The organism is Vibrio sp. D420a (genome assembly GCF_030248625.1).
Classification (GTDB): domain Bacteria; phylum Pseudomonadota; class Gammaproteobacteria; order Enterobacterales; family Vibrionaceae; genus Vibrio; species Vibrio fortis_A.
On the sequence record NZ_JAHGAN010000040.1, the window covers coordinates 1 to 1,832 of the forward strand.

Below are 1,832 nucleotides of genomic sequence, written 5' to 3' on the forward strand. Positions count from 1 at the left end.
CCCCAGATACGATCACAGGCGCTAATGGTGACCTAACCATAGACGCTAATGGTCACTGGGTATTTACCGCCAACAGTGCATTCAACCAACTCAACGTTGGCGACAAGGTTGAAGAGACGTTTACGGTTACGTCTGTTGATGGAACACCATCCACGATCAAAGTGACCATTAATGGTACCAACGACGCAGCTACGGTGAGTAGCGCAACGGTAGCCGTTGATGAAACTGACTCTGCGGTAACGACTTCAGGTACATTAACGAGCACCGACATTGATAACCCAGATAACACCTTTACACCAGATTCGATCACAGGCACTCATGGCGATCTAACCATAGATGCCCCCGGTCACTGGATCTTTACGGCTAACAGCGCGTTCAACCAACTCAACGTTGGTGACAAAGTTGAAGAGACATTCACAGTAACGTCTGTCGATGGAACTCCATCCACGATTAAAGTAACCATCAATGGTACTAACGATGCCGCTACAGTGAGTAGTGCAACGGTAGCCGTCGATGAAACAGACTCGACAATCACAACTTCAGGCACCCTAACCAGTACCGACGTTGATAACCCTGACAACACCTTCACCCCAGATACGATCACAGGCACTCATGGCGACCTAACCATTGATGCCAATGGTCATTGGGTCTTCACCGCCAACAGCGCGTTCAACCAACTCAATGTTGGCGACAAAATTGAAGAAACATTTACGGTTGCGTCTGTCGATGGCACACCATCCACGATTAAAGTGACCATCAACGGTACCAACGATGCAGCTACAGTAAGTAGTGCAACGGTAACCGTCTATGAAACGAACACGGCAATAACCACATCTGGCACCCTAATCAGCACCGATATCGATAACCCGGATAACGCCTTTACTGCTTCAACTCAGCACGGTACCCACGGTGACCTAACCATCGATGCAAATGGTCACTGGGTATTTACTGCCAACAGTGCGTTCAACCAACTTAACGCTGGCGACAAAGTTGAAGAGACATTTACGGTCACTTCAATCGATGGCACTCAGTCCACTGTGAAAGTGACTATTAACGGTACCAATGACGCAGCTACGGTGAGCAGCGCAACTGTAGCTGTCGATGAAACGGATAAAGCAATCACAACTTCAGGTAACCTAACCAGCACCGATGTCGATAACCAAGATAATGCCTTTACGGCTTCAACTCAGCACGGCACACATGGCGACCTAACCATCGATGGCAATGGGCATTGGGTATTTACCGCCAACAGTGCATTCAACCAACTCAACGTTGGCGATAAAGTTGAAGAAACATTCACGGTTGCGTCTGTCGATGGCACGCCATCCATGATTAAAGTAACAATAAACGGTACGAATGATGCGGCTACGGTGAGCAGTGCTACTGTGGCTGTTGATGAAACTGACTCAGCAATTACAACCTCTGGCATCCTAACCAGTACCGATGTCGATAATCCGGATAACACCTTTACACCAGATTCGATCACAGGTACACACGGCGATCTAACCATTGATGCCCATGGTCATTGGGTATTTACTGCTAACAGTGCGTTCAACCAACTCAATGTCGGTGACAATGTTGAAGAGACATTTACGGTTGCTTCTGTTGATGGCACTCCATCGACGATTAAAGTGACCATCAACGGCACTAACGATGCGGCTACGGTTAGTAGCGCAACGGTAGCCGTCGATGAAACTAACTCAGCCGTAACGACTTCCGGCACTTTAACCAGCATCGATATTGATAACCCAGACAATAGCTTCACACCTGCTTCGATCACAGGTACGCACGGCGACCTAACCATTGATGCCAATGGTCACTGGGTCTTCACA

At 48.3% G+C, this 1,832-nt stretch carries 1 protein-coding gene; it reads left to right on the plus strand.

The window, feature by feature from the left end; genetic code table 11:
• The coding region (locus KI743_RS21070) for a VCBS domain-containing protein (RefSeq protein WP_285468037.1) at positions 1–1,832 on the plus strand (1,832 nt) is incomplete at both ends.